The organism is Bradyrhizobium sp. USDA 336 (assembly GCF_044908355.1).
GTDB lineage: Bacteria > Pseudomonadota > Alphaproteobacteria > Rhizobiales > Xanthobacteraceae > Bradyrhizobium > Bradyrhizobium yuanmingense.
The window spans coordinates 4,320,293-4,341,920 of sequence record NZ_JBIYDC010000002.1; the positions used below are offsets into that span (position 1 = coordinate 4,320,293).

At 58.1% G+C, this 21,628-nt stretch carries 17 protein-coding genes; 7 read left to right on the plus strand and 10 right to left on the minus strand.

Annotation, left to right across the window (positions count from 1 at the left end):
- Positions 1-33 precede the first annotated feature (33 nt).
- Together ABIA45_RS21090 and ABIA45_RS21095 are read right to left on the minus strand one after the other, a co-directional pair.
- Positions 34-1,008: a GDP-L-fucose synthase family protein gene (locus ABIA45_RS21090; RefSeq protein WP_404653468.1), complete on the minus strand. Its 975-nt coding sequence runs from the start codon at positions 1,006-1,008 to the stop codon at positions 34-36.
- A 786-nt stretch (positions 1,009-1,794) separates the two neighbouring features.
- Positions 1,795-2,874, minus strand: a complete 1,080-nt coding sequence (locus ABIA45_RS21095; protein ID WP_404653469.1) for an ABC transporter substrate-binding protein — start codon at positions 2,872-2,874, stop codon at positions 1,795-1,797.
- Positions 2,875-3,047: 173 nt separating this feature from the next.
- Between ABIA45_RS21095 and ABIA45_RS21100 the strand changes: the two genes are divergently transcribed.
- The 4 genes from ABIA45_RS21100 (at position 3,048) to ABIA45_RS21115 (ending at position 7,879) form a co-directional block, all read left to right on the plus strand.
- Positions 3,048-4,547 (plus strand): undecaprenyl-phosphate glucose phosphotransferase, encoded by a 1,500-nt coding sequence (locus ABIA45_RS21100; protein WP_404653471.1) that lies wholly within the window; start codon positions 3,048-3,050, stop codon positions 4,545-4,547.
- A 53-nt stretch (positions 4,548-4,600) separates the two neighbouring features.
- Positions 4,601-5,338, plus strand: a complete 738-nt coding sequence (locus tag ABIA45_RS21105) for an FkbM family methyltransferase (protein WP_404653472.1) — start codon at positions 4,601-4,603, stop codon at positions 5,336-5,338.
- Positions 5,331-6,581, plus strand: a complete 1,251-nt coding sequence (locus ABIA45_RS21110; protein WP_404653473.1) for a glycosyltransferase — start codon at positions 5,331-5,333, stop codon at positions 6,579-6,581. Before ABIA45_RS21105 ends, ABIA45_RS21110 begins: the two co-directional genes overlap by 8 nt.
- A 131-nt stretch (positions 6,582-6,712) precedes the next feature.
- A complete protein-coding gene (locus ABIA45_RS21115) occupies positions 6,713-7,879 on the plus strand; it encodes a hypothetical protein (protein WP_404653475.1) in 1,167 nt (388 codons plus the stop codon).
- Positions 7,880-7,927: 48 nt separating this feature from the next.
- Here the strand turns inward: ABIA45_RS21115 and ABIA45_RS21120 are convergent, their stop codons facing one another.
- Complete coding sequence (locus ABIA45_RS21120) at positions 7,928-9,484, minus strand: glycosyl hydrolase family 28-related protein (RefSeq protein WP_404653476.1); 1,557 nt, start codon at positions 9,482-9,484, stop codon at positions 7,928-7,930.
- Positions 9,481-10,677, minus strand: a complete 1,197-nt coding sequence (locus ABIA45_RS21125; protein WP_404653477.1) for an O-antigen polymerase — start codon at positions 10,675-10,677, stop codon at positions 9,481-9,483. Before ABIA45_RS21125 ends, ABIA45_RS21120 begins: the two co-directional genes overlap by 4 nt.
- Before the next feature lie 388 nt (positions 10,678-11,065).
- Between ABIA45_RS21125 and ABIA45_RS21130 the strand changes: the two genes are divergently transcribed.
- Complete coding sequence (locus ABIA45_RS21130; protein ID WP_404655720.1) at positions 11,066-11,911, plus strand: glycosyltransferase family 2 protein; 846 nt, start codon at positions 11,066-11,068, stop codon at positions 11,909-11,911.
- Between the two features lie 11 nt (positions 11,912-11,922).
- The gene (locus tag ABIA45_RS21135; RefSeq protein ID WP_404655721.1) at positions 11,923-12,888 is read left to right on the plus strand and encodes a UDP-glucuronic acid decarboxylase family protein; all 966 of its coding nucleotides are present in this window, start codon (positions 11,923-11,925) and stop codon (positions 12,886-12,888) included.
- Positions 12,889-13,257: 369 nt separating this feature from the next.
- On the opposite strand, the gene ABIA45_RS21140 is transcribed toward ABIA45_RS21135, so the two are convergent.
- The 6 genes from ABIA45_RS21140 to ABIA45_RS21165 form a co-directional block, all read right to left on the minus strand.
- Complete coding sequence (locus tag ABIA45_RS21140) at positions 13,258-13,992, minus strand: hypothetical protein (RefSeq protein ID WP_404653479.1); 735 nt, start codon at positions 13,990-13,992, stop codon at positions 13,258-13,260.
- A 16-nt stretch (positions 13,993-14,008) separates the two neighbouring features.
- Positions 14,009-16,264 (minus strand): polysaccharide biosynthesis tyrosine autokinase, encoded by a 2,256-nt coding sequence (locus ABIA45_RS21145; protein ID WP_404653480.1) that lies wholly within the window; start codon positions 16,262-16,264, stop codon positions 14,009-14,011.
- A 266-nt stretch (positions 16,265-16,530) separates the two neighbouring features.
- On the minus strand, positions 16,531-17,145 hold the full coding sequence (locus ABIA45_RS21150; RefSeq protein WP_404653482.1) for a hypothetical protein: 615 nt from the start codon (positions 17,143-17,145) through the stop codon (positions 16,531-16,533).
- Between the two features lie 135 nt (positions 17,146-17,280).
- The gene (locus ABIA45_RS21155; protein ID WP_404653483.1) at positions 17,281-18,774 is read right to left on the minus strand and encodes an O-antigen ligase family protein; all 1,494 of its coding nucleotides are present in this window, start codon (positions 18,772-18,774) and stop codon (positions 17,281-17,283) included.
- Between the two features lie 22 nt (positions 18,775-18,796).
- Entirely contained in the window at positions 18,797-19,540 is a 744-nt protein-coding gene (locus ABIA45_RS21160) for a hypothetical protein (protein ID WP_404653484.1), read from the minus strand.
- Between the two features lie 9 nt (positions 19,541-19,549).
- Entirely contained in the window at positions 19,550-20,752 is a 1,203-nt protein-coding gene (locus ABIA45_RS21165; RefSeq protein ID WP_404543556.1) for a polysaccharide biosynthesis/export family protein, read from the minus strand.
- 279 nt (positions 20,753-21,031) lie between these two features.
- Between ABIA45_RS21165 and ABIA45_RS21170 the strand changes: the two genes are divergently transcribed.
- Complete coding sequence (locus ABIA45_RS21170; protein WP_404653487.1) at positions 21,032-21,604, plus strand: hypothetical protein; 573 nt, start codon at positions 21,032-21,034, stop codon at positions 21,602-21,604.
- Positions 21,605-21,628 lie beyond the last annotated feature (24 nt).

Sequence of the window (21,628 nt, forward strand, 5' to 3'; positions counted from 1 at the left end):
AATAAAAAAACTCTAGCAATCTAACTAGTCTACTCAGCGCGTTGCGCCGACTTCCAGATGACGCCCGTAGCCATGAAGATAATCTGCGTAGGCGGCTGCAAGGCCGGTCCGCAAGGCAACTTTCGGCTGCCAACCAAGTGCTCGGATTCTCGAGCTATCCAGCAGCTTGCGTGGTGTCCCGTCAGGCTTGGATGTATCGAACGCGAGCTTGCCCCCGTAGCCCACGACCTCCGCGACCGCTGCCGCGAACTCGGCAATCGACAATTCGTCGCCAGTGCCGACATTGATCGGCAGGTCACTCGAATAGTTCTTCAGAAGGAAAACGCAGGCATCCGCAAAATCATCGACGTTGAGGAATTCGCGGAGCGGCGTGCCGGTGCCCCACACGGAAACGCTGGGTGCATTGGCGAGCTTGGCTTCGTGGAAACGTCGGATCAATGCGGCCGGCACATGACTATGGTCCGGATGATAATTGTCGCCGCGGCCGTAGAGATTGGTCGGCATCACGGAGATGAAATCGTCGCCATATTGCCGACGATACGCCTGGCACATCTTGAGGCCGGCAATCTTGGCGATCGCATACCACTCGTTGGTCGGTTCGAGCGGTCCTGTCAACAATTCGCTTTCAGCGATCGGCTGCTTGGCGTGCTTGGGATAGATGCAGGACGAGCCGAGGAACAGCAGGCGCCGCACACCAACCGCGTGACTTGCGCGGATCACGCTCAATTCCAGCGCAAGGTTGTCGCAGAGAAAGTCGACGGGGAAATTGTTGTTGGCTGCGATACCGCCGACCTTTGCAGCGGCATGAATCACGACGTCCGGGCGATTGGCCTCGAGCCATTTGAGCGTGGGTTCTTCCTTCGTCAGATCCAGCTCGCGCCGATCAGCCGTGAGCACGGTGCAATTCTCCGATGCAAGCCGGCGGACGACAGCTGATCCAACCATGCCGCGGTGACCCGCGACGAAGACACGTTTGCCCGTGAGATCGTAGGTTGATGCCCCTGTCATCGTATCCTCTATCAGCATCCGGCTGCCTGGATCGCACCACATGGCGAGATCCGGCGACCAGCCGCTTTACGCAATCACGCTGCCGATGCAGCCCCGCCGAACTGCTAACACAATCTTCACCATGCGACAGCCTGTCCCGGCCCGACAAAGATATTCATGGTGAACCTGCGCTGCGCGCACAAATGATCAGCACACAATGAAACAAAAACGAGCAAGGCAGCCGCATCAATTGCGCGACTGCCTTGAAAACGATCGGTGACAGGCGGCAGCCGCCGCTCGGTTTACTTCGATCTCAGTACGCCCGACGCAGGACCGGACCGACCGGCGCGCAAACGCGATCCATGTACCAGCCATAGGGTGTCTCGACCCGCACCAACGGACAATGGCGCCGCGGCACATACCGGTAGGGATACGGCTGCGCCCAGAACGTAACGGGCGTTACCTGGCTCCCGCCTGTGAGCAGGGCGGCCGGCGCGGGCATCTGCATTGCGGCGCTCGCTCCGCTCGCTGCGCAGAAGGTAAGGGTTGCAGTCAAAAGACCTGCTCGCATCAACGTCTTGAACATCTAAAAAGCTCCTCGCCCCTGCGGATTTGAACCCCGACCCGCGCTTGCCAGACCCCAGCCGACCAACGTCACGGTCCGTAAAGCCACTCCGCAACTAGCCCAAATAGTGAACCGAACTTTACCAAGGCCACCGACGGAAATGCAACCGATGCTGGGGCGGCCGAGGGCCTTTTGGGACGATATAGCGCGCAAGTGTGGCTTCTTGGTCCTATTTTTTGGTCCTATTTGTCCTGGCTCCACGCGCCTGGAGCCGCGAGGTCGGGTGAACGGCGGTACACATCCCGCAAGAACTGGTAGCTGACCGTTTGAGCCAAAGACACGTCTTCCTCGCCCAGCTTGGCGAAGAGAAGGATATCCCGAAGCGTCCGCCAGCGGCTTTCGTCGTAATCGCCGATGCGGCCGCCCGTCGGCAGCACCAGCGGGCGCTGCTGCTGCAGCTCGAACTTCAGCCGCTCAGGGTTCAGGCCAGCCGGTCCGGTACCCGTAAGAACGGGCACGCTCCGTGCATAGTCCGCGTAGGTGAATTGCCATCCTCGAATGAGGCCCTGAAGGACATCGGCAATCATGGATGGCTGTTCATGGACGAGAGTATTGCTCGCGAAGTAGACTAGGCCAGGAACATGGATACCGTAATCTTGCGGTTTGATGACGTTCAGCTTCACGAAGGTCGAGCTGGTGGGATCCGGTTGCCCGTCGATGGCGGCGATGATCGCATCCACCTCCCCGGACCGCAGGGCTTCGAAGCTGTCGCGGTCTGGCACCTTGGTGATCTGGCTTCGGGGCAGCCCGAGCTGCGCCATCATGGCATCGAAGACGACGTCTCCCTCACTCGCCCTGCGGTATCCGACCCGCTTTCCGACCAGATCGGCCGGCCGCCGCAAGCCGGAGCTTTCGAGCGTGAAGATCGCGACAGAGGTGTCGAGGAAGCTTGCGGCAAACGCAGTCACGGGGACGCCGCGCCAGCTCGCCAGCAGGAAGTTCTGGCCGCTCGTCACGCCGATGGCATGTTGGCGTGCAATGGTTTGGACGAAGTCGGGACCGGGCTGCGCCGACACCTCGATGCGGGAGGAGAAATATCCCTGCCTGGATGCGGCGAGCTCCCCGGCAAACCGCGCGCCATACGGCCCATCGAGGAGGAGCTTGATGGCGACGGGCCTGGACGCTGTTGGAGCTCGGAGGGGCGCCGCATCGGGACGCAGAAGCAGAAGCACAAGTCCCACCAAAGCGACGGCCGCAAGGCCAATGGCGAGGTAGCGCTTCCCGCTCGGCCGGGTTCGCCGCCGGGTCTGGGTGCGAGGCAACGAGGACTTCCTAACGGGTTGTGAAATTTAACATATCAGTCGAGGCGGGATGAGCTACAATGCACGCTTGTGGGGTAAGGTTAATTTTTCCTTCGCCTTGTTTTAACAGCGATTTTGCCCGATAGCACGGCTTGTTCGGGCTAGTGAATTTTGACGTCAATGGATTTGGCAGGATGACAATTCTTTCCACAAGGCCGGTGCCCGTCGCTGATTCTGCTGCGGAAATCCGGGTTGTCGAGTCAGTCGCGCCCGCATCTGGAGGCTTTGCGCTGAGCTGGCTACGACCTGTGGTTGTCGAACGGCTGCTGGCGGTGGTGGATGCGGCGCTGATCGTGGTCAGCGGCATCGGATGCGCGGTCGGGTATCACCTCGCTACCGCGGGCACGCTCGGCAAGGCGGACGTCTATGCGGCGGCGAGCGTGCTGGTGGCCATCAACTTCGTGCTGCTGACCCTCGTGCAGCAGGGCTATCGCCTCAAGACGGTCACCAACCTGCCCCGCACGTTCCGGACGACGCTGACGACCTGGACCTTCCTGTTCGGCGCGCTGCTGGCGATCGCCTTCACGATGAAGGTCAGCGACGAGTTTTCCCGCGGCACCACCATCTCCTTCTACCTGGTCGGCCTTGCCGCGCTGCTCGCCTGGAAGACGATCGCGGCGCGCTGGACCGCGCATGCCTTGCGCACCGGCGCCTTCGCCAACGGGCGGGCGCTGCTGATCGCCGAGTTCGGCCTTGCCACCTCGTCCAACGCGGTCGAGGACCTCGGCCAGCACGGCTACCGCCTGATGCGGGTGATGGAGATTCCGGCCAAGGAGCTGGCCTCGCCGCTGCTGCTGTCCTCGCTGGCGCCGCGCTTCGAGGAGCTGATCAATTACGCGCGCGAAGAGCGCATCGAGCACGTCTTCCTCCTGATCAACTGGAGCCGGCGGCATGCGATCGACAGCATCCTGGACGCGCTGAAGATCCTCCCCCTGCCGGTGCACCTGGTGCCGGACCCCAACACGGCCCGTTTCCTGCGCTATCCGCTGGTCGGCACCGGCAACACCTTCACCGCCGAGCTGCGCCGCGCGCCGCTGTCCTGGAAGGAGCGCGCGCTCAAGCGCACGCTGGACCTTTCCGGCGCCAGCCTTGCGCTGCTCGTGTTCGCGCCGGTGATGCTGGTGACCGCGATCCTGATCAAGCTGAGCTCGAAGGGCCCGGTGTTCTTCCGCCAGACCCGCCACGGCTTCGGCGGGCGCGCGTTCAGGATCTTCAAGTTCCGCACCATGCGCGTGCTCGAGGACGGCCCGACGATCGTGCAGGCGCAGAAGAACGACCCGCGCGTCACGCCCATCGGCAGATGGCTGCGCAAGACCTCGATCGACGAGCTGCCGCAGCTCTTCAACGTGCTCAAGGGCGACATGTCGCTGGTCGGCCCCCGCCCGCACGCGGCCGCCCACAACGACGAATATGAGCAGATCATCGGCAACTACGCCTTCCGCCACCACGTCAAGCCCGGCATCACCGGCTGGGCCCAGGTTAATGGTTATCGCGGAGAAACCCGCACGCTCGACCTGATGCAGAAGCGCGTGGAGTATGACCTGTGGTACATCAATAATTGGAGCTTGTGGTTGGATGTGAGGATCATGGTCCTTACGCTGGTCGTCGCATTCGGCCGCCCGACAGCCTACTGACTCTATCGGTTACCATTCCTTACTGTTTGACAGACACGAGATCCTCCCACGCCATGAATTTGTTTCTGATACGTGCTCGCAAGGTGTTGCATTCCTTGCGTTCAAGGCCTGGGCGTCGAGCACTGCAACTAGGTGTGGGACCTAGCGTCGAACATGAAGAGGCTTTTAGAGGGAAGCGGTATGCCACACTCGTTGATCTTGGCGCCAACAAGGGGCAGTTCGCTTTGTTTGCTAGAGGGATGTTTCCTGGCATACGAATAGAGAGTTTCGAGCCGATTCCCGCTTGCTGTAGCGTCTATCTCGAGATTTTCGACGGGGATTCTGGTGCGCGCATACACCAAACAGCAATCGGACCACAAAACTCCAAATCATCAATGTTCATCACTGTGCAAAACGATTCATCGTCGCTGTTGCAGCCCGGTGAAATGCAGCGTGCAATTTTCCAGACACACGTCGCAGAGAAGCAGGAAATTACCATCTCCACTCTCGAGCGAGTACTCACGCCGCAAGAGATCACGAGACCAGCATTATTGAAAATAGACGTTCAAGGCTACGAGCTGGAAGCACTGAAGGGCTGCCAATCAATGCTTTCTCTTTTTGATGACGCTTACGTCGAAGCTTCGTTTGTTGAATTGTACAAGGGCCAGGCGTTAGTACCGGCAATTATCGATTTCTTCTTTCACCAGGGATTTCATCTCAGAGGTGTCTTTAATCAACATGTTGACAGAAAGCGGGGTCCGGTGCAGGCCGACTTCCTATTTTCCCGTATAGGGGAGACCAAAGTTGATTGAATGTTGCCAAACCATCGAACGCCCACCAGCTGCGAACTCGTCGCAATCGCTTAGAATACTTCGGGTTATCGCGAGCACAGATCCCCGGGACGGTGGCCCAATCGAAGGCTTCCTTCAATCGGCTCGAACCCTTCAGGAGATGGGACACCACTGCACGGCCGTAACGCTCGACTCGCCAAATGACCCTTGGGTCATCGATTTTCCCTATCCCGTCATTGCTACGGGCCACACCAAATGGCCGCGTTGGATTTTGCCGATTTTACGACGATACCGGTACAGCCGGCATCTTGGGCTTTGGCTGCGAGAGCATGCGAGAGACTACGATGTCATCATAGTGAGTGGGTTGTGGAACTATTGCGCATTCGCCTGCCGGAAGGTCCTCCCACGCGCGGGGGTTCCTTATTTCGTATTTACTCACGGAATGCTGGACCCATGGTTTCGAAGAGCTTACCCGCTCAAGCACCTAGTTAAGCAGTTATCTTGGCTAGTTAGCGAAGGGCCCCTACTGAGACACGCGCGAGGAGTAATCTTTACGAGTGAGGAAGAACGAAGATCGGCAAGAGGGGCTTTTTGGCCATACCGCATCAATGAGTTTGTTGTCGGATATGGGACAAACGATCCGACCGGTGACGCCGCGGCGCAAAGCCGCGCCTTTCGAAGTACTCTGCCAGAGCTAGCAGATCGCCCCTTTATGCTCTTTCTCAGTCGAATTCACCCGAAGAAGGGATGCGACATTCTCATTGAGGCGTTCGCAAAACTCGCAACTCATGACCCCGAATTACAGCTAGTTATGGCAGGTCCCGATCAGATCGGCATGAAGGCCAATTTGGCGACTCGCGCAGCACAACTTGGAATTGCCGATCGCGTGCATTGGACCGGAATGTTGAAAGGCGACGAGAAGTGGGGAGCCTTCCATGCCTGCGAGGCATTCGTCCTTCCCTCCCACTCAGAGAACTTCGGTATTGTCGTTGCTGAAGCGCTCGCCTGTGGGAAGCCCGTTCTCATCACGAACAAGATCAACATCTGGCGCGAGATCGAACAGGATGGCGCTGGCCTAGTTGCCAACGATACGGAGGAGGGTATCACTAAACTCCTTAAGGATTTCTCGAAACTCCGGCCCGAGCGCCGCGAGCAAATCGGAAAAGCCGCCCGCCAACTCTTTCTCAACCGCTTCGACTTGCGAAAAAACCAATCGCGTCTGCTTGAACTTATCTTGGATACGCAACAGCCGACGATTAAATGACACCGCTGCGACGAGTCGTCTCTGGAACGGCAGTCAGCGCTGGTAGCGTTATTCTACTAGCTATTGCCCAAATCGCGTCTGTTCCCATCCTAACTTACTCCTGGGGACTCGAGCGATACGGGGTGTGGGTCATGCTGAGTACTATCCCCAGCTACCTCGCGCTTTCAGATCTTGGCTTTTCTTCTGCTGCCACAAGCAAGATGTCAGGGCAGTTCGCTAGAGGTGAATTACAACAACTCAAGTGTACTTTTCAGAGCGTGTGGCTCCTCAACGGCTTCTTGTCCGTCGTTGTGATTGCGCTCGCGACAATTGCAATCTTCGTGCTGCTTCCACATTTTCCACTCTTCTATCGAGAGCGGGCAGTGCTTTTCTACCTACTGATCTACTCCGCACTTGTCATGAATACTCGGGTTTGGCTGGGAGCTTTTCGGGCAACACACAATTATGCGACTGGCACCCTACTTTATGATGCTTGGCTTCCCATTGAGATGCTGGCCAGCTTGGTCGCTGTTTACGTGGGTGGCGATCTCGTCTCCGCGGCCGCAACCATGCTTGGCATGCGAATCATCAGCTCTCTAATTATGGGGTTCCTGCTTCGTCGCCGATTGCGTTGGCTTACGCTTGGTGTTCAAGCGGCATCCTTCGCGGAGGTAAGACAACTGGCTCCTCCCGCATTTGGCGCACTTGCCATTCCCATCGCCTTATCACTAAATCTCCAAGGCACCTTGCTAGTTGCCGGGTTAGCCATTTCGCCCACTGCGGCGGCGACCTTAGCAGCCGTTCGCACCGTTACGAGGTCCGCGATCCAGGCTGTAGCGGTTGTCAATCGCGCGACGATGCCCGAGTTGGCAGCCGCGTGGGCTCTCAAGCATACAGATCTCTTCAAACGCATGGTCGCAGTGAACCTCGGCTCGTTAGCAATAGTTCTGCTACCAGCTTCTGCGATCTTCGCATTCTTCGGCAAGTCTATCGTTGATGTTTGGACGCATGGCGCAATTCAACCGAGCGCGAACTTCATTTTCCTGATGGCGCTAGCACTTCCGATTCACGGTTACTGGTACTTCACCTTGAATTTGCTATTGGCATCCAACCAGCATACCAAGATTTCACTTCAGCTCGCAATCGTTGCTGCCGCAGCCCTTATCCCCAGCGCGATCATGGCGAAGCTATTCGATCTGAATGGGATCGCGTGCACCCTCCTCTGCTTCGAGGCGACGTGTGGTCTACTAGTAACCAACTGCTTCCGCACAGCTTACTACAATACAAAAGGACCAGACACCCGGATGACCGTTGCGTGACCGCGGGTCGAAAGAAACAGGCGAGTTCTATGCAGCTCCGCTGCTCTGCTAGATACCTCTCAATTCGACCAGAGATCGGCAAACACAAGCGGATTTAAGTCTAGCAAAAAGACGCACTCTACGCTTGTCATCGGAGAATCGGAGGCTCAAGGAATCTCCCCCCTCTCCTTTTGGAGAATTGCGTGGCGTGATCCGCATTACGTTGGCCGCGCTCAGGAGGAACTCATCTGCAAACGAAATCACCTCACCAGATGCAGAGTTCGTTATGATGGTGTTGATCACGAGGATCTTATCGCCCGCACCCGACACATCCAGCCCAGACCTACCCGCCAAAGTTAGTTCGACCTCGCCCTCTTTGGCGGTTCGCGCCATGAGAATTACTGGACCAATGAGCGGATCGTTGGTCCAAGCCGGGATGCTTTTTCCGCGGTTTGAGAAGAAGCATCGTTCGAGCGCAGCGCTCGAATTAGGTGCATAGCTTAACCATTCCGAGACTTCCCAGGTCTCGCTATCGAAGAACATATCTGTACCGACGAACCTCGCTCGCTGCGTTCCGTCGATTAGCTTGATGTGAGGCAATCCCGGGCTATGCGTTACCGCTCGAGAGTGCGCAATCGTGGCGCTCACTCCGGAAAGCTCGATCATCGTTGTTGCCTGATTGCCCTGCGCTTCCTCATAACCAACGATGGTAACGCGACCTACACCGGATGCTCGCAAAACCGTTTTGGTATGCTGTTCAACACGCAGACCGTTGATCGAAACTACGCTCGCGTTGTCATTTAGATTCCTAAAATCAAATGTCCATGCGTGCGTGGTCGGATCGCCGCATCCCACAATTTGGGCATTCTGAATGTAAAAGTGCCCCCCCTCCTCAGCTACAATGGCCGAGTTGCACCAATTCGCCCCCAAGTACAGAAAATTATAGTTCACACCTTGGTTGTTGCCGACGTGCACCCCCACACCACAGAACATGAAGCATATCTGGATAAAAACATAGTCGGCACACCCAAAATCACGCGGGCGGTCGCCCATCTTCAGCGCAATGTCAGCGTCGACAAACCAGCAAGCTTGGAACAGCCCCCACCCGCTCCCAAACTCTCTGTTATATTTGCAGTGATAGATCACGCCCGCGCGGCGGTCTCTTTTAGACATAGCTCCCACGAACGTTACGTTGCTTATCTGCCAACCCAAGTTACCTTCGGCCGACAACATAGTTCCGCCCGGTTCACCATCCCAAACAACGACCGTATGAGGCCCGGTGCGCTTCTTCGTTCTCGGATCGCCTGGATAACAGCCGGTCCCCGAGATTATGCCGCCCCCAGCGCCGATGGGAAAATGCAGAGTGTTCGTTACTCGATATGTGCCGGCTGGAAGAAAAAGAACTCCTCTGCTACGTCCCAAAGAGATGTCATCAATCGCTCTCTGCAACGCTGCAGTGTCGTCATGAATGCCATCGCCGACGGCGCCATAGTTAGTCTGAACATTCAAAAAGGCATCCTGGCGCGACATTTCTTCAGCCGCGAGGCTGCTCGTTGAGGCGAGTGACGCTGTCGTTCCGACTACCCCAAGCAGGTGCCGGCGCGAGAAAGAAGGGCTTTGAATCATCGCCTTCTCCGCGAAAGCTCAATTGCAGCTACATTGGCGGCAGCAAGCACCCCAATCGTCAGATACGCCAACAGGTCGATGAAAAGACCATTCCGTAACGACGAGAGCGCGAAGTACGATACGACCACGAAAGACAACCGGCCACGGAAGGTATCAGAGTTCGATGCCTGAACTAAGAGCCGACTGCAAAAGCCGCCTGCGAAGCACGCTATAACCAGCACTAACGGACCAAAATAGTAGAGAAACTCGCCATACAGGCTGAACGTGATGCCGCCGTCAACATCACCAAAGTACATATATCGAGCAAGAACAGGAGCGATCAGCTCCTTCTCACCCACCAATGTCTTTGGGACGTTCCATAGGATTAGAGTTTTGAGCGAGTCCAACGGATCAGGTGACAACCGTTCTGCCATTGCTGCGGCCAGCGCTGTCGGATCGAGTAGCGACATCGACGAGAACAACTGCTCATCGAGCTCGCCAGAGCTTTGGACAGTGTGAAGCGAGCTTCGGAGCACCGCTCCCGCCGCCAATATCCCGATGATGAGAGTGCCGCCTAACATCAAATACTTTAGGCGAATCCCCTTATGTACTGCGTGGTAAAGGGCCGGTATGGCCAGACATAGCGCTGCGCGAACTCTACTCCCACAGAGAAAGCTCAGAATCAGCGTCAACATCGCGATGATGAGCGCCGTCCATTTGTTTTGACCGGATCGAATACTGGAAAGGCTTATCAGAACAGACTGAAACGTGAGAAACGAAAGAAGCAAATAGATAAAGCTTTGGCCTTCGACTGCTCCTCTGGTTTTTTGCAGGAGAGCGAGAATGTTTTGAGTAAGATTACCTCCAACAACAAGAAGCATCGAAGTAGCAATAAAAAAGAAGATCCAAAGTAGAAGGTAGGGAAAGACCCTGCCGTACGCCTTACTATCATCCTGGTGAAAGCTTCCTGCGGCGTGAGTAACGGAACAAGCCCAGTATCCAAACAAGAATGAGGCGTTTCCAGCCAGAAGGTAGAAGAGAGCTTCATCGACGTACGATTGAACCCCAAGCCGATTCGCGAGAAACACCGGATTGCCGGCGACGATGTAGACATACGGAATAAGGATGCCCACGGCATTTAGGAACAGCCAAGCGAGCACGAAGATTACCCCTGCTCGTCGATCCAGCGCACGAAATGCAGCTGTTGACTTCACGACAGGCTTGCTTGAGCTTTGGGCATTCTTTGGGAGGCCAACACCAGCCATCGAAAGGCGAGAACTTAGCCTCACGCTGCCATCCTATGAATATACGAGGTTGCCGATACACCGTTAGTCATGTTTTCTGGATGTCAACGCCAGAGATTTTACATCGTCCCAGAGTGTTATACTAAGAAACGAAGGATTACGAATTTGCCGCCCACTCGGAGTCACGACAGGGGCACGCTACATACGAAATATACACCTTGGTGAGAGGTTCTCATCTGGACGATCGGCTGTTCGCATTTCACCCAGCTCTTGTCCTTATTTGCACAACTGGCGTGAAAATTGCAACAACTACCGGGGCTGTCCGGCGATCTGTCGATCTCGCTGGAATAGGATGAATATGCTTTCTATCGTTATCCTTACCTACAACTCATCTTCATCGATTGAGCGAACATTGAAATCGCTGGTCATCCTGTCAGACGACATTCACATTGTGGATTCGTTCAGCACAGACGACACGCTGGCCATTTGTTCTCGTTATAATTGTCAAGTCGTCCAACGCCCGTTCAAGAACTATGCCGACCAGCGCAATTGGGCGATCGACAATCTTCCCTTGAAGCACCCGTGGCAAATGCATGTGGATGCGGACGAGGAACTCGAACCGGAGTCGGCCCGCATTATCCGAGAACTCGATCTGACCCGTTCGGAGTTCGACGGGTACATTCTAGGTCGAAGAATGGTCTTCATGGGGCGGACACTGAAGTACGGCCCCCTCGCTTTAACTTGGCATTGCCGTCTGTTCCGTGTCGGATACGGTCGTTGTGAGGACCGCCTCTACGATCAGCACTTCGTTTGCAAAGGTCGATTGAAGCAATTGCGAGCCTTCATGCTCGACCATCAAGAGCAGTCATTGTCAGAATGGACTGTGCGCCACAACCGCTGGAGCGATATGGAGGCACATGACATCCTCCAGGGCACCGGCATTGCACAAGAAGGACAAATCCAAGCGAAAAGCTTGGGAAACGTGATTGAGAGAAAGCGCTACGCAAAGGCTCGTTACTACGAGTTTCCACTGTTCTGGAGGGCGTTTGCCTACTTCTTCTACAGGTACTTTCTCCGGCTTGGATTCTTGGACGGACGCGAAGGCTTGATCTTCCACTCTCTGCAAGCATTCTGGTTTCGCTTTCTCGTGGACGCAAAAATCTTTGAAAAGCTGCACACCAATTCTGCTGGTACGGAGAAATAGAAGTGTCGAATTTGATTGCTAGCAAGCGTATTCTCATCACGGGTGGCGCCGGATTCATTGGATCGCATCTCTGCGAGCGCCTTCTTAAAGACGGCCATGAGGTCCTTTGCGTCGACAATTTCTTCACCGGCCGACGTCAAAACATCGCCCATCTTCTAGACGAGAAGCGATTTGAGCTCCTTCGCCACGACGTAACTTTTCCGCTTTATGTCGAAGTGGACCAAATTTACAATTTGGCCTGCCCAGCGTCTCCGGTGCATTACCAGTTCGACCCGGTTCAAACGACGAAGACCAGTGTGATGGGGGCGATCAATATGCTCGGCCTCGCAAAACGTCTCAGGAAGCCCATTCTGCAAGCCTCGACTTCGGAGGTCTATGGGGACCCAACAGTGCACCCCCAGGTAGAATCTTATTGGGGTAACGTTAACCCGATAGGCCCCAGGTCCTGCTACGATGAGGGCAAACGCTGCGCCGAGACTCTTTTTTTTGATTATCACCGCCAGCACAAGCTGGAAATCAAGGTCATCAGGATATTCAACACCTACGGCCCACGAATGCATCCGCAAGATGGACGGGTAGTCTCGAACTTCATTGTTCAAGCGTTGCGAGGCGAGGACATTACGCTCTACGGCGATGGCCTGCAGACTAGATCCTTCTGCTACGTCGATGACCTTGCGAGCGGTCTTGTAAAAATGATGGCAACCCCTTCAGAGGTTACCGGACCTATCAACCTGGGTAATCCGGTGGAGTTCACAATGCGGCAACTGGCCGAGCGAATTCTGGCGCTAACCGACTCGAAGTCGAAGATAGTACATAGACCGCTGCCTCAGGACGATCCCAAACAGCGGCAGCCGAATATCAATGTCGCAAAAAAGATTCTTGAATGGGAACCGACCGTACAACTCGAGCAAGGACTGCAGTCAACCATCCACTATTTCGATAATTTGCTGAGGGGACATCAGCATCCTATTTCGTGATCACGGAGTATCTGAAGAATTTGATGCCTCTCATTGTGCCCAGAATTGAATCTACTCGCTTGTATGGCTCCACAACGACATCTCTGCAACGATCGGTGTTGTAATAGCAAACCTTCGCTCTGATCAATTTCGGACAGTTATTCTTCAGGCTAACGACATGATCCTGCATGTCTGGGTTCACCGTTTCCGGTCTTGCCGCAGCTTCTATATCAACACAGGGACGTCCAAGCGCATCTTTTACGATGCCGCCGTTTGCTTGGTCAGCCGGACCTTGGATGGTCAGTCTCGTCTTCGGAGGCCCGGACTGTGCATGAGCAGCTGTAATGCTGCCCATCAATAGAATCCCAGTTAAAAGTTTTAAACAAGGCATTAGCGCCATGGCCTTTCACTGTACTCTAGTCCGGGAATTTTGACGTTGATCCCATCGGCCTGAAGACGTTTCAAGAGGCTGTTCTTAGAAGACACATCAACTTCGCCTAATGCGGCCAATAGCCGGTCCCTTTGAGCCCACCCAATCCCCTTCAGATTCATTGCCGCTTCTTCGGTGAGATCCGCATCAACCATCTCCGCGAATTCAGATACGACCGCTTCCTGTCTCCGATCTCCGAGCATTGGAAAAATAGCAAGAGCAAGCCGATTGCGCCGAAGGGCGACCCAACCCTCGTGAGGACCGGTTAGATAAGACTTATCGAGATAGCTCACCGCCTTCAGATCGAAGCCGTTGCGCATAGTATCGACCGAATAAAGCATCAGCCAAAGATATGAATGCAGAGGACTCGTTCTAAGTGCGGAAATTAGATGATGTTGTGCCGTCTGCATATCTCGATCGGCTTTGTCCGGGTTCTTCTGGTCCATCGCTTCTCCAGCAATTCGGAGGCTTATGAGCGCCTCGGCAAGCGGAAGCTCGGGTTGCTGAATTGAAGGTACCGGATCAGTTTGAATCCGAGTCATTATGTCGTTGAGGGCGCCGACCTTTAAGCGTTCGTCGGCAATTATGCGTGTGGTCGCGTCGCGGGCAAGAATTGTTCGCCAAAACGAGGGAAGCGCCGCCAGCGACCAGAAGGCACCGAGAAGACCGAGCAAGAATAGCAGCGCACGCAACATGGAACGCAGGCGAACGCTATTCCACATACCCGTAGCGGGAATAGTGCTTCTGGTAGTAGTACCGTCCGTGATAGGACTCGTAGCGCGCTAGCGCTTTCGTGTCAGCTTTGTTTAGGACAACGCCAAGCAGCTTATCCTGGATTTCCGGAGAGCCGCGCAAGTTGTGCCTAACGACGTCTATCTTTGTCTTGCCCCACTCGACAACGAAGACGTAAGAATCGACAAAGGATGAAGTGACGCGCACGTCGACCACCGGCGCCATCGGCGGCATGTCCAGAATGACATAGTCATATTTTGACCGCAGCAACGTGACGAGCGCGTGCATCGCTTTTGAGGCCAGGATCTCGTTTGTGTGCAGCAGCTTCGAGGTAGTACCCGCTGGGAGAATCGATAGTTTGGTCTCGGGATCGACGATCAGCACCTCTTCCAATTGCATTTTTTGCGCGACAACATCGACCAGGCCGTTTTTGGCATCGGCCACCAGTGCGCGAGATAGTGATGGATTGCGCAAATCGGCGTCAACCAAGATCACCCTCGCACCGCTATGCGCCATTAGCTGCGCGAGATTGGTCGAGAGCGTGCTCTTCCCTTCATTGGGCAGAGTGGAGGTAACTGCCAAGACGCGATTCTCGCGCACAATTGAATTGAGGTCGACCGCTACTTTCAGCGAGCGCACCGCTTCCGCGAAGCGTGACAAAGGATTGTCGACCACATAGCGCAATAAATCCGGCTCGGGATTGTTCTTCTTTCTAGCCAACTGCGTCCCGACACTTGCAGCGCTCGCAGCTCCTGCGAGCGCCGGCAAGATCGAGATGCAATTTGCGCCCAAAACCTCCTCGACCTGACCCGTGGTCCTGAAAACTTTATCCGCGAATTCTCGGGCGATGGCTACACCGAAACTCAATAAGAACCCACCGAATATTGCACCTGCAAGTATAAGCAGTGTCTTGGGGTAACTCTTCTTTAACGGCGTCGTAGCAGCGCTGATGACGCGAGCCTCGGTGATCGGAAACGACTGCTGCTGCACGCTCTCCATGTAGCGCTGCAGGAAGTTGTCATACATCGCCTGGTAGCTCTGTGCGTTGCTCTCGAGCTCGCGGAGCTGCACCTGGGCCTGGTTGGTGAGTTGCGATTCCGAGACGACGTTGGCGAGGCTCGACTTGATCGCTTCCTCGCGGGTCATCGCGATGTCGTAATCGCTCTTGTAGGATTCCTGGATACGCTTCAGCTCGTCGATGATGTTCTTCTTGATCTCGGCCATCTGACGGCGGAGGTTGACCGCGGCCAAGTGATCCGAGCCGTATTTCATCGCCCAGATCGATTCCTTGGAAGCCATGTCGACATATTGACCGCGCAACTTGACGATAGTGTCGTTCTTCAGCGCATCCGCAACGTTGGCGTCGGGAACCTCCTGCTTCTGGATGTCGTTCATGCGATCGAGCCGCGCCTTGGCTTCGGCGGTGGCTGCGTGCGCCATGACGAGCTGGCTGTTCACCTCGGCGAGTTGCTGTTCGTTCATGAGCCGGCCGCCTGTGTCGACGATGTTGTTGGCGGTCTTGAAATCAACTACGGCCTTCTGTGCCGCGGACGCCTGAGTGCGGAGCTCCTTGATGCGGTCCTGTAGCCATACACTGGCGCGGCGCGTCGCTTGGTACTTGGCCTCAAGCTGGTCTACGATGTAAGCGTCCGCAATCGCATTTGCGATCTTTGCTGCTTTCTGGGGGTCCTTCGAGGTGAAGCCGATCTCCATGACGTAGGTGAGTCCGAGACGCTTGATGGCGCGGCTCTTCTCGAAGCGCTCCAATGCCTTCCGGGTCCGCTCGAATTCGGACGCCACTTGGCCGTCGGAGAACAGATTAGCGACAACATCGACGACCACGCCGAGTAAGCCGCCGCCGGCCCCAGTGAACTCCGGATCATCGATCAGGTGAAGATCGCGGATAACCGCGAGGCTGATATTCTCAGATTTCAAAATCTCGACCTGGGTTTCCACCGTCGCGGAATCGACCGCGATGTCACCGAGCACGGATTGCTGCTGGAACAACTGCACCTTGCGGGTGTCGATCACCATGGTGGCTTTGGAGGTGAACTGCGGCGCGGCGGTGAAGAGGTAGAGCAGCGCCAGGATCACGCAGGCCGAGACGATTGCGATCATGGTCGGGAACTGGCGGCGGATAATGTCGAGATAGGAGGTCAGCGTCTGCGACGGGGAGCCGTCGGCCTCGGCGAAATCACGGTTGATCTCCGAGGTCGGCTTGTTCACCTGCAACATCTAGCAATTCCTGAAAATGGATCGATGTGTGTTCTTGGGATCAATGCTGGCCAAAACGCCTGCTGGCTATCCGGAGCAAACCGGATGCCAAACCCGCCCTGCGCGCAACACTAGCACAGGCCTGCCTGCAATTGAACGCGCACGATGCAGTGCAGCGCTCGCTTGACGCGACTTTTTACAGGAAGCTTAACGGCGCAAAAGCAAAGCGGCGCCCGCCGGCGCCGCTGCAATGAATGTCATGGGCCGGCCGAAAGGGCCGGGTCCAGTCAGCGCGGGCTGACGCTGTTGTTGGTGCTGCCGACGCCACCACCGACGGTCGCGGGCGGATTGTTGGGGTTGTTGTTGTTGCCGAACCTGACAGCAGCGCCGCCAGTGCCGCCGTTGGGGAAGTTGTTGCCGGTCGGGCCGCCTGCGCCGCTGCCGCCGCCGCCCGCGCCGCCGCCGGTCGCGGCGATCGCGACGTCGCCGGTCGCGGCCTGGTAGGCGGCGATCACGTCGGCGTTGCCGGTGTTGGCGATCGCGGCCTGGATCTCATTGGCGTAGGCCTGGTCGGACTGCGCGGCCATGCGGGCGACCTGGGCGAGGCCGGCGACGATCGCGCGCATCTGATCCGGGGTGGTCGCGCGATCCTTCAGGAGCGCGATCAGCCCCGTCAGCGTGGTGGGATCGGAGGCGCCGAGGTCGCGCACGCGCGAGATCAGCTGCGGGCCGCCGGTCGGATATTGCTGCAAGAGGCTGTTGGGAGCGGCCTTGAAGTCGGAAATGACGGTGGCCGGCAGCTGGCGCTGCGGCGGGTAAACGGCGGCGCTGGCGGCCGTCGTGATCGTCGCGACGAAGGCCGCGGCAGCAGCCATGCGAAGCGCGATTTTGATAACGCTCATAAATCAACCTCCAAAAAATCAGCTGCCCCGATTCCTCGGCCCGGGCAAATGGCTGTGCAGTGCGGAACCTAGCGGAAGAGGGAAGAGCTGTCCACTTATTCTAAAGACTTCGTAAACGGCGCAACTGCTTCAAATCTAGACAGTTTTGTGAAGCTCGCCCTTCGCCCGCGGGGCTGTTGCTGCGGTTGCGATGCGGCCCTCGCCTCGCGGTGCGGTGGCGACGGCATCCGTCGCGGGGCGAGCTTCCCGGCTGGAGAAGGACTGCGCCAGGCCCGCGCCGAAAAGCGCAAAGAACGGAATGCTGTAGCCGGGCACCTGGAGCGTGAAGTCGAGGCACGAATGCAGCAGCGACAGCGTTGCGGTCGCCGCCGCGGACAGCGGGATGATGACGTCGCGCCGGCGGGTGAACACGCCCCGCGCCAGAACCAGCAGCATGATCGCCCAGCCGAGCGCCACCAGCAGCGCCATCGGGATGCCTACCTCGGAGGCAAGCTCCAGCGGCGTCGAATGCGCGGCATCCCAGATGCCGCGAATCGAGATGTTGGGGCTGCGGTACGGCGGGAAGGCCCATTGGAAGGTGCCCATGCCGGTGCCGAACCAGGGATTGTCGGCGATGATTTTGAGCGTGGATTTCCAGGCCTCGATGCGGCCCTCGTCGACCAGGCCCTGGCTGTCGAAGCGGCTGGAGACGCGGCCGCCGAGCAGCTGCAACAGGCCGAGCGCGACCGCGAGCCCTGCGCCGAGCGAGATCCAGATGCCGGTGCGCGGCGGCAGGTCCTTGCGCAGGAACAGCGTGAAGGCGACGATCATCGCCAGCAGCGACAGGCCGACGCCGGCGCGCGAGGTCGTCATGAACATCGCCATCAGGCAGATCAGCAGGCAGGCGAGCTGCGGCAGGATCTCTTTCGGCGGGATCGTGCGCAGGTCGAGCGACAGCCTTCGCCATTCGATATGCCGCTCCGGCAGGCGGCGGCGGACGTCCTCCAGGATCAAGAGCATCCAGATCACCGCGGCCGAGCCGAAATAGGCCGCCGCCGTGTTGCGGTTGATGAAGGTGCCGGTGACGCTGCCGAGATACGCCGTCTTGTCCCGCCACAGGATCATGGTGGGCTCGATCAGGAACGAGGCGACGCCGTAGAGCGCGTAGGCCGCGCCGGAGATCGCGATCACCCAGACGAGGCGGCGCGCACGCATCCGATCGGCGCCGACGGTGATGCCAAGCACGATGGCGAGGATGTTGGCGAGCGGCGCGCCGAGCGCGAAGAACGCCTCGTTCTTGACGATCGACGCCGACGGGGCGATCGGCACGCCGAGCAGATCGGAGGCCTGCTTCCAGATCGGCTGGAATGGCGCGATGAAGGGATGGTCGGACAGCTGCTCGTGCAGCACGAAGGCGTAAGCGGCAACGATCACGCCGATGCCGGCGAGTAGCCAGAGATGCGGCGTGCGCAGATCGCGCGTCGGCGCGAAAATCACCGCGATGCCGAGACACAGGCACCAGAACGCGATCGACAGATCATTGGTCGAGCCGAACGGAAACGGCGCGCCGGCGGCCACGAAGAACAGGATGAAGGCCGCGGGCAAGCTCCATGACCAGCGAATCTTGGGAAGCCAAAGGCGCATCGTCATGTCTTGCGAGCCTTGCTCGTGCCTAGAGGAAGCAATCGATCGGATAGATCTTCAGATCCACGTTGAGGCGGCTGTTCCGGCTCTGCGCCCGGAACGCGTAGAATAGTCCAAAGCTATCACTCCCCTGATCGAGTTTTATTCCGGGGGTCAGTTCGTCGGGCGGGACCAGGACGCCGATGTGCCGGTTGGTGGCGGAAATCTCGATCCGCCCCTCGCCTTGCGCAAAATGCCCGCCGAGTTGGGTCACGGTGACCTTCGGCAGGCCGCGGCGCTGATGGCAGACATCCTCCTCCCAGAGCTTGGTCTGCTGCACCAGCGGCTTGCCCGGGCCATCCGGCACGACGATGTCGGGGAAGGACGGGCGCAGCATCCCGAAGAACTTGCTCTCCCTGGAGTTCGCCGAGAGGCGAACCGTGAAGGACAGCTCGCCCCTGGCGCCCTTGAGGCGCGACAGGACGGGAGCATCCGGCTCGGCGGAAACCATCACATCGATGCGATGGCGGACGCCCATCTCTGCGGCAGCGCCGAGCACCGGCCCGACCGGTGCAAGCGCGAAGGTAAGCGGGACGAGAGCCAGAAGACGGCAAAATGTTCGAAAGCGCATGAAGCCCCTTGCAAAGCCGCGGGGTGACCGATGACCGGCGCGCCCGTGCCGAGTGGCGCCTTGATCCAGATCCCGGGCTTGTCGGCGCAGCAGAACCGCCTCGATTGCTAAACGAAAATGGCACCGGGACAAAGCCCCGGTGCCATCGATTTGGTCGATCAAGTCGGCGTCTTACGGCGCCAGCTTGATGTTGTTGCGGAAGATCAGGGCGTCGTTGGCGAGATTGATGCTGTCGCTGCCGGTCGCCATGATCACACGCAGGTAGTTCAGGAACTTGGCAACTTCGACGTTGCGCGAGTTCGAGACGTAGATGATGTCGCCGTTCTTCATCATGACCTTGGTGGCGAGGAAGAAGCCGCCGGGATCGCGGAAGTTCACGTTGAAGATGACCGGGATCGTCTCCGAGGTGTACTTGCTCACGTCGATGCCGAGCTGGGCCGCAACCTCGCGCGGCTCGCGGCGATAGAGATAAACGGCCGCCGGATCGGCCTGGCCATCCAGGAGACCGCCAGCCTTGCCGACCGCTTCGCCGAGATTGATGCGCCAGGCGTCGAAGTTGAACTCGCCGCTCTGGCCGCTGGCGCCGAACGCCAGGAACTTCTGCTGCTCGCGATAGACGTAGATGCTGTCGTCGGGCCGCACATAGACGTTGTTCTCGGGCGCCATCACGAGATTCTCGAACGGCACGGTGGCCCGCCGTCCGCCACGCTCCAGCATGACCCAGGTCTCGAAGCCCTGGCCCTTGATGCCGCCGGCGCGGGTGATCGCATCGAGCACGCGATCCTTCGCACCCGCCGCGCTCGCGGGATAACGCGCCGGCGAATTGACCTCGCCGAGCACGCTGATCAGCTGGGTGCGCTGCGAGGACATCGCCACGACCGCTTGCGGCTCGATGGCGCGGTTGCCGATCCTCTCGACAATCGCGCGCTGGATTTGGACCGCCGTCAGGCCTGCGGCCTTGATCTGACCGGCATAGGGCACGGTGATGAAGCCGTCATTGTCGACCGACTGATCCGGGATCGTCACATAGTTACCCGGGCGGACACCGGCTTCCGCCGGGATGAACAGACCGCCTGCCGCGGCTTCGAAGATGGTGACGCTGACGACGTCGCCGATGCCGAACACGATGCTGGCGGGCGGACGGCGGTCGGTGAACACGCCGGCAAGGCCCTTGGGCTCGTGGGTGTGCAGGATCTTCACGGTCGCCGGATTGAGCGGCACCAGCTCGTAGGCCGGCGCGTTTTCGGTCTGGATCTTGTTGTTGACGTCGTCGGTGAGCGGTCCCGATCCGGGATTGGTCGAGCAGGCCCCGAGCGCTAGAGCGGCCAGCAGAAAAGCTGGCTTGAAAAGATATGACTTGGCAAAGGAATGCATGAATCGCGCCCCAAGAGACCCCAATTAGCTCTGGATTGGTACGGCCTAGGGGGCGGTGCGACAAGGGTTCCCGAGTGGTTAACGATGCGATCGGCCGACCACTGTTGCGTGTGGGCCACTGTTTGGGGCTTGGTTTAAGTCTTTGTGACTATTTGTTGTATTTCGTGTGCCCGATTAGGCGGCAAATCGCCCCGGTTGCGGGCCAAGTGTGTCGACCGCGAGGCTTCTTGGGCGTGCCACCGTCTGCTAAGTCTGGGCTGTTAAGGATAGGAACTTCCCGTGTCTGGCCTCCTTCTGATCCCGCTGTTGGCGGGCTCCCTCTTTGGCGCCGCCGATCGCACATGGGGCCCCGCCGTCGCCTGCCCTGGCAGCGCCGGGGCGTGGTGTCGCGGCGCGGCCGTTGTTGAGGTGGCCGCCCCTGCGTCCGCGTCCGTCTGGAAATTCACCCGGACCCAAGGGGCCAAGGACGGCGAAAGCTTCGCGGCCATCATGAAGACTGCCGACACCACCCAATCGGACCCGGACTTCGCCGGCCTGATCGTGCGCTGCGCCCCGAAGGGCAAGGTCGATGTGCTGGTGGCCTTGATCCGGCCCTTCCCGCCCCGGAGCCGCCCCAAGCTGACCATCGCGGCGAGCGGCGGCGGCACCCTGAGCTTCGAGGGCAGCATGGCGGCCGCGGGAGCGGCCGTGCTGCTCCCTGACGAGGTCTCGGCCTTTGCCGCCGGAAAGTGGCAGACGACGGCCTCCCTGTCCGTGGTGGTCAGGGAAGGCGACAGCGAGATCAAGGGTATGGTGGCGCTCAACGGGCTGCGGGAGGCCTATCATTCGCTACTGGCAAATTGCGGCCAATAGGCCAAATTTAGCCATACAACTTAA

Coding starts and splice junctions, on each gene's coding strand:
- ABIA45_RS21155 (WP_404653483.1), bottom strand. CDS start 18,774: ATGACGATGCGCCTTTGGCTTCCCAAGATTCGCTGGTCATGGAGCTTG.
- ABIA45_RS21100 (WP_404653471.1), top strand. CDS start 3,048: ATGACAATTCTTTCCACAAGGCCGGTGCCCGTCGCTGATTCTGCTGCG.
- ABIA45_RS21150 (WP_404653482.1), bottom strand. CDS start 17,145: ATGAGCGTTATCAAAATCGCGCTTCGCATGGCTGCTGCCGCGGCCTTC.
- ABIA45_RS21105 (WP_404653472.1), top strand. CDS start 4,601: ATGAATTTGTTTCTGATACGTGCTCGCAAGGTGTTGCATTCCTTGCGT.
- ABIA45_RS21115 (WP_404653475.1), top strand. CDS start 6,713: ATGCTGAGTACTATCCCCAGCTACCTCGCGCTTTCAGATCTTGGCTTT.
- ABIA45_RS21165 (WP_404543556.1), bottom strand. CDS start 20,752: ATGCATTCCTTTGCCAAGTCATATCTTTTCAAGCCAGCTTTTCTGCTG.
- ABIA45_RS21145 (WP_404653480.1), bottom strand. CDS start 16,264: ATGTTGCAGGTGAACAAGCCGACCTCGGAGATCAACCGTGATTTCGCC.
- ABIA45_RS21140 (WP_404653479.1), bottom strand. CDS start 13,992: ATGTTGCGTGCGCTGCTATTCTTGCTCGGTCTTCTCGGTGCCTTCTGG.
- ABIA45_RS21130 (WP_404655720.1), top strand. CDS start 11,066: ATGCTTTCTATCGTTATCCTTACCTACAACTCATCTTCATCGATTGAG.
- ABIA45_RS21120 (WP_404653476.1), bottom strand. CDS start 9,484: ATGATTCAAAGCCCTTCTTTCTCGCGCCGGCACCTGCTTGGGGTAGTC.
- ABIA45_RS21090 (WP_404653468.1), bottom strand. CDS start 1,008: ATGACAGGGGCATCAACCTACGATCTCACGGGCAAACGTGTCTTCGTC.